The organism is Cytobacillus mangrovibacter (assembly GCF_042865275.1).
GTDB lineage: Bacteria > Bacillota > Bacilli > Bacillales > Cytobacillaceae > Cytobacillus > Cytobacillus mangrovibacter.
In genome coordinates this window covers 659,004-665,048 of sequence record NZ_JBIACJ010000001.1, presented here as the reverse complement: position 1 = coordinate 665,048, position 6,045 = coordinate 659,004, and the positions used below count along the sequence as shown (strand labels likewise).

The window sequence follows — 6,045 nt, the reverse complement described above, 5'->3', positions numbered from 1 at the left end:
GCGTACCCATGTGTTGGAATAGATTCACATAATATGAAAGTAATGTTAGGAAGCGTGTCGAAAAATATTTTTTTGACACCCCACCAACGGGTCAAACCGTTGATAAATCAATATTTATAGAGGGAGGAAATATGAAAGATTTAGAGAAGATTCAGGCAGAAATTAGTAAAGTGATGATTGGAAAAGAAAAGGAGATCGAGCTTCTTACGATTGCATTATTATTTAACGGCCATATTTTAATGGAAAGCGTACCAGGAACAGGAAAAACAATGCTGGCTAAGATGTTTGCAAAGTCAATTAGCGGTATATTTTCAAGAATTCAGTTTACACCGGATGTACTGCCAAGTGATGTGACAGGAATCCAGTTCTTTAATCCAAAGGAACAAGAATTTGAATTTAGGCCAGGTCCAATTATTGCTAACATTGTCCTTGCAGATGAAATTAATAGAGCAACCCCAAGAACACAGTCAAGTTTGCTTGAGGTGATGGAAGAGAAGCAAGTGACAATAGATGGGCATACAATCCCTGTCCAAGATCCATTTATGGTGATTGCAACGCAGAATCCAGTTGAATCTCAACAAGGTACATTTCCTTTGCCAATCGCACAGATGGACCGTTTCTTCATAAAGCTATCGATGAAGTATCCAACTCTACAGGAAGAAAGGGAAATGATTCAAATCCATAGGGGAGAACGTCAGGTTAACGAAGTGAGATCGGTATTAACAGAAACCGAATTAGAGAATTTGAAATGCTTAGTTAAAGAGGTAAAGTTCAACGAAGAAGTCGAATCATACTTACTACATATTGTAAGAAAAACGAGAGAACATCCTTCTATTGAATTAGGGGTCAGTCCGCGAGGAACCTTAGCTTTAATGAAGGCTGCTCAAGGGAAGGCATTATTGGAAGGCAGGGCGTTTGTCATCCCAAATGATATTAAGGAAATGATTCCATTTGTGTTAAGTCATCGAATTTACCTGACAACTGAGGCATCACTTACGAAAACGACGGAAAAGGTTCTGCAAGAAGTCATCGAATCCATTCCGCTACCGGTTGAAGCAGGAGCATAGAAATGGAATGGAAAAAATACTCAATCGAAGATAATTATTTATCTCTTACAGGGGTACTTGCTCTTTTTTTATTTTTTGCGAGCTTCTATTTTCAGTCTTTGATCCTTTTTTTTACAGCAGTAACCATTCTTATTCTTATTTTTGCTAATTCTTACTATTTGAAGCATATCGGTGAGCACCTTCATTTTGATAATGATAGTCAGAAAAATAGGTTTTTTCCAGAAGAGAAAGGAGAATGGATGCTGCTTTTTGTGAATAAAGGCCTCCCAATTATGAAAGGAAGTCTGCGTATATACTTTGATGATATTATCACACCAATGGATGGATTGGGAGAAAAAAGGCTAACACAGTATGAGGTGAATATTCCACTGTCCCTTAGCTACAACCAGCAAAAAACAGTAAAGATTCCTTTTACAGCAAGAAAAAGGGGAGTAGCAAAAATACGTAAAATGGAATGGCATATTCCTCATTTCTTTGGAATTGGTGAAACCGTTTTAGAATATAAAAGGCTGATTATTCAAGAAGCACTTGTCTATCCTTTGCCAACACCAGTGGAAAATATGAGCTCTTTTCTTTCTGAACGATCAGGTGAAACTTTCGTGTCACACTCCTTATATGAGGATTATTTATCTCCATCAGGCACTCGAGATTATGTTTATTCAGATAGCTTTAATCGAATTAACTGGAAAGCTAGTGCGAGAATGCAAACATTGCAAACAAAGGTCTTTGATCTTGTTGCTGAGACAGGCTGGAATTTGTCCATTAATATAGTTGATAGCCATGCGATTACGAATCAAATTGAACAGCTAATAAGCAGTGCAGCAGAATTAGCTTATTTTTCAACAAAACAGAATATCCCTTTTTCTGTTTGTATTAATATTCGTGTTGCTGGTGCCATTCCTTTCTACTATATTCCAGCTGGGACAGGAAAAGAGCAATTGCAAAGAGTACTTGAAGCATTAGCGATTGTTGATCAGCATTCATCCATTTTTCCTTATGAAAAAATGCTTTCTTTCTATGATCGGCATTTATCAGCACAGCCTTTTTTTATTCATGGTGGGAAAAGTACAGCCCGCAGTGAAGAAATCCTTAATATGATAAGCAAACGGGGAGCTACTCTGCTAGAGCTGCAATTGAATGAAAACAAGGCTGTACTTAAGCCAAAGCAATCATTAATGAAGGGAGTGATGGTTCATGATAAAAAATAGTTGGAATGTGTTGTATTTGCTTACCATTGAAATTATTTTTGGTGCACTTGTTATCTTTCCCTTTTTCGTCATGTCGGGAAAAGAAGTACCGTTCCTATCTTATTTTATTATCATGTTATCAAGTTCCTTCTTATTTACTTTATTACTCGGAAAATATAAAGATAAGGGGAGGATATTATTCTTTGTCCTTCCATTGCCTGTCCTGTTAATCGGAGGAAATGTGATGGGGTTTCCGATTGTACTTAACTTAATTATTAGTTTCCTCGTCTTTTGGCGAACACTGTCACATGTAAATGAACAGGATAAACAAAATGAAGGGAAATGGATGCTATTTACTATTCTTCTGGGAATCTTTCTACTCTTCTTTGCTGGTGCTGCCTCCCCGTCTTATATGAAATCAATTGGAGTATTGATGATTTCCCAAATACTATTTATCATCGTTGGCGGATTTTTTAGGCGCTGGCTTCATATGGATATGAAAGTAAGAGACAAACAGCAATTCATTCTTCCTTTTGTATCCATATTGTCGATCATAGCAGTTGCTGGTTTGCTCCTTACAGCAGGAATGAACGTTATAAAATGGCTGTTTTTCTCAATACTGGATATAGGTGTATTTTTAGTTGCTTTCATAAGCAAACCATTTTTTAACTGGGCAGAATCACAAGATTGGTCTAAACAATTTGAAAAGCTAAATAGTAATCAAGGGCAGGAAGAATATGCAGTAGCACAAAATGAATTAGATGAGTGGGGAAGAAATGCCTTTCTTAATCCCACCCTGATTCTAACAATTATTTTTATCGCAGGGTTAATTTTCCTCTTTTTCTATATATATAGGCATAAAAAGAAGGAATTGGGAGAAGAAAATGCTGCAAACCCTTATTTATACACAATGGAGCAATCCTTTTTAAATGAAGGCACAGCCTTTTTTCGCAGAGGGAAGACGATCGCCCCTACTAATCCCATTCGAAAAGAAATATATGCTTTTGAAAAATTTGCTAAAAAGCTTCATTTCGGAAGAAAACCATTTGAATCATTATCTGATTGGATGAATCGAATAGGAATGCTTGAATATGATGAAATGAATGCCATTTATGAGAAAGTTAGATATGGCGACAAGCAATATACTGAAAAAGAAGCAGTTCATTTGAAAAAGAAGCTTGAGGAAAAGAAACAAGAATTAAAAGAACTAAAAAAGCTTGAAAAAAAGTCAATATAGATGTTTAGCGGCTTTCCCAAAAAGCTCATACATTTTTGAATAAGTTGTGTTATTTATAACTATTGACAAAAAAGTTTGTTGATTGGAGCGGAAGGTGCGAGACTCCTGCGGGAAGTGTGGGACAGGCGAGACCCCACAGGAGCGTTGGGCTCCGAGGAGGCTCGCCGCCCACCCCGCGGAAAGCGAGTACCTGGAGCGGAAATCAACCTCTACCCACTGCATTTTAATTAACAACAATGTTAGCGAAAACAGCGTACATAAATAATCAGTCATTGGAAAATAATAGGGGTTATATGGCAATAAATTGTGTCCAATGTAAAGGAGATTGAAACAATATGCTTGAAAAACAATTTACAGTTACGGCTGAGACAGGGATCCATGCTCGACCTGCAACTCTTTTAGTGCAAACAGCAAGTAAATTTAATGCGGATATTCAATTAGAGCATAAAGGAAAAACAGTAAACCTAAAATCAATTATGGGTGTGATGGCTTTAGGGATCGGTCAAGGCGGGGCAATTAAGATTATTGCAGATGGCAATGATGAGCAAAATGCCATTGACAGCTTAGAAGAATTAATGAAAAAAGAAGGATTGGCCAATTAATATATTTTTCGTAAAAAAGGTTTCTTTTCTGATGTAATGGGGTATTGATGAATTAAGCACTTATGGTAAAAATGTAAGCTGCTCAATCTATTTCCCCCCTTATAAACTGGCTGGTGAATGATACCAAGCCAGTTTTTTTTTTGCAAAAGACAGGTTTAACGATTAACGCAAAAGGAAATGGTAGGGAAAAGGGGGACAACATATGTGCAGCAAAGGGTTTAAATTTTTGTTGATTATTGTATTTTCTCAAATGCTTGCAGGATGTTCACTTGCCGCAAACGATTTAATTGTCAACAAACATGCTGAAGCTTTCCTAACAAAAAATAATGAACTGCAATTTCGGTTTAAGATTAATGAAAAGGTTTTAATGGATAAACAGGTTTACAAGGTTAAAGTTTCCATACATAATGATAAGCTTGCATCTGCATTAGGGATGGATGAAATCATTTATGGGGCAAATGCGAAGTATAAAGGAGAATACATAGAAGTGAAGGAGGATAAAGATAACTTTATCTTCATGACACCAATCCCATTACTTAAAGATTTACATGTTTTTGAAATTGAGAAGATGATTATGAACGAAGAGGCAGTTTCAGTAGAAGTTTATAATGATGAAGAAGTATTGGCAAAGGCCTTCCTAACCAATTTTTCCTCACAGTTATAGGGTTGTCAAACGAATTAAAGGACATAATAAAAAAGCGCATAGAATTAGGAGGAAGACTGGGCTGATTGCCTGGTCTTTTGTCTTTGTCTAGGAAATTATAAATTTGAATGTTGTGGATAACTTTGCGACAAGTTTGTCTGCATCCAGCTCCAGCGCCTACCCCCTCGAGGTCACAAGCCAATCCTCCCAGAAAGGTAAAGGACACCTTTCCGTGAGGCTCGTCTTGTGCTTGTCGGGGGTGATCAAGGCGCTTGCGCATTTGTTCTTGTCTATATTTAAAATATTCAAAAACAATGCTAGAATGAATGATAAAGTTTGGCATATATAGTTATGTTTATTTAGATTTCGTTTTGAAAGGGGATCAATATGTTTCTACCAGAAAATACTGTTATCGGTTTTATTGGAATTGGTGTAATGGGAAAGAGTATGGCAGGCCACTTACTTAATAAAGGTTATCCATTAATTGTCTATTCTCGTACGAAGGAAAAGGCAGAGGAATTAATTGCCGATGGGGCAGAATGGACAAATTCCCCTAAAGAAGTTGCCCAAAAGGCAAATGTGATTATTACCATTGTTGGCTATCCACAGGACGTGGAAGAAGTGTACCTGGGCGAAAATGGAATTATAACAAATGGGAAAGAAGATACATATATCATTGATATGACAACTTCAACACCAACTCTTGCAGTTAAAATTTATACCGAAGCAAAAAAGAAAGGGATGCATGCACTAGATGCTCCTGTTTCAGGCGGTGATATTGGAGCGAAAGAGGCAAAGCTATCGATTATGGTAGGAGGAGACCAACAGGTATTTGATGAAATGAAGGAAATATTTAATCATTTAGGAACAAATATCGTTTATCAAGGTCAAGCTGGTTCAGGACAGCATACCAAAATGTGTAACCAAATCGCGATTGCTTCGAATATGATTGGTGTTTGTGAAGCCGTTATTTATGCAGAAAAAGCAGGATTAAATCCTGAAACCGTCCTTCAAAGCATCTCTTCTGGTGCTGCTGGCAGCTGGTCACTTTCGAATCTAGCACCAAGAATGATAAATGGAGATTTTGCCCCGGGCTTCTATATTAAGCATTTTATTAAAGACATAAATATTGCATTAGAGGAAGCAGAAGCGATGGGAATGGAGACACCAGGGTTATCTCTTGCGAAAAAACTGTATGCACAGCTCGCTGAGGCAGGAGAGGAACAGAGTGGGACACAGGCTTTGTATAAATATTGGGATAGATAAGGAATAAATATGCTCCTTCCAAACAATAATAGTAGGGATTGTT

General features: G+C 37.2%; 6 protein-coding genes. All 6 read left to right on the top strand.

The window, feature by feature from the left end:
- Positions 1 to 131 precede the first annotated feature (131 nt).
- The 6 genes from ACFYKT_RS03300 (at position 132) to ACFYKT_RS03275 (ending at position 6,002) form a co-directional block, all read left to right on the top strand.
- Positions 132 to 1,067, top strand: coding sequence for an AAA family ATPase (locus ACFYKT_RS03300; protein ID WP_389215345.1), 936 nt, complete (start codon positions 132 to 134; stop codon positions 1,065 to 1,067).
- Between the two features lie 2 nt (positions 1,068 to 1,069).
- Positions 1,070 to 2,275 (top strand): DUF58 domain-containing protein, encoded by a 1,206-nt coding sequence (locus ACFYKT_RS03295; protein ID WP_389215342.1) that lies wholly within the window; start codon positions 1,070 to 1,072, stop codon positions 2,273 to 2,275.
- Entirely contained in the window at positions 2,262 to 3,491 is a 1,230-nt protein-coding gene (locus tag ACFYKT_RS03290; RefSeq protein WP_389215340.1) for a hypothetical protein, read from the top strand. The genes ACFYKT_RS03295 and ACFYKT_RS03290 overlap by 14 nt, the downstream gene beginning before the upstream one ends.
- Positions 3,492 to 3,826: 335 nt before the next feature.
- Positions 3,827 to 4,093 carry a phosphocarrier protein HPr gene (locus ACFYKT_RS03285; RefSeq protein ID WP_389215338.1) on the top strand — a complete coding sequence of 89 codons (267 nt, stop codon included), beginning with the start codon at positions 3,827 to 3,829 and terminating at the stop codon, positions 4,091 to 4,093.
- Positions 4,094 to 4,295: 202 nt separating this feature from the next.
- On the top strand, positions 4,296 to 4,757 hold the full coding sequence (locus ACFYKT_RS03280) for a hypothetical protein (protein ID WP_389215336.1): 462 nt from the start codon (positions 4,296 to 4,298) through the stop codon (positions 4,755 to 4,757).
- Positions 4,758 to 5,123: 366 nt separating this feature from the next.
- Complete coding sequence (locus ACFYKT_RS03275) at positions 5,124 to 6,002, top strand: NAD(P)-dependent oxidoreductase (RefSeq protein WP_389215334.1); 879 nt, start codon at positions 5,124 to 5,126, stop codon at positions 6,000 to 6,002.
- Positions 6,003 to 6,045 lie beyond the last annotated feature (43 nt).

Bases quoted from the DNA above. Each gene is read 5' to 3' on its own strand.
- ACFYKT_RS03280 (WP_389215336.1), top strand. From the start codon at position 4,296: ATGTGCAGCAAAGGGTTTAAATTTTTGTTGATTATTGTATTTTCTCAA.
- ACFYKT_RS03295 (WP_389215342.1), top strand. From the start codon at position 1,070: ATGGAATGGAAAAAATACTCAATCGAAGATAATTATTTATCTCTTACA.
- ACFYKT_RS03275 (WP_389215334.1), top strand. From the start codon at position 5,124: ATGTTTCTACCAGAAAATACTGTTATCGGTTTTATTGGAATTGGTGTA.
- ACFYKT_RS03285 (WP_389215338.1), top strand. From the start codon at position 3,827: ATGCTTGAAAAACAATTTACAGTTACGGCTGAGACAGGGATCCATGCT.
- ACFYKT_RS03290 (WP_389215340.1), top strand. From the start codon at position 2,262: ATGATAAAAAATAGTTGGAATGTGTTGTATTTGCTTACCATTGAAATT.
- ACFYKT_RS03300 (WP_389215345.1), top strand. From the start codon at position 132: ATGAAAGATTTAGAGAAGATTCAGGCAGAAATTAGTAAAGTGATGATT.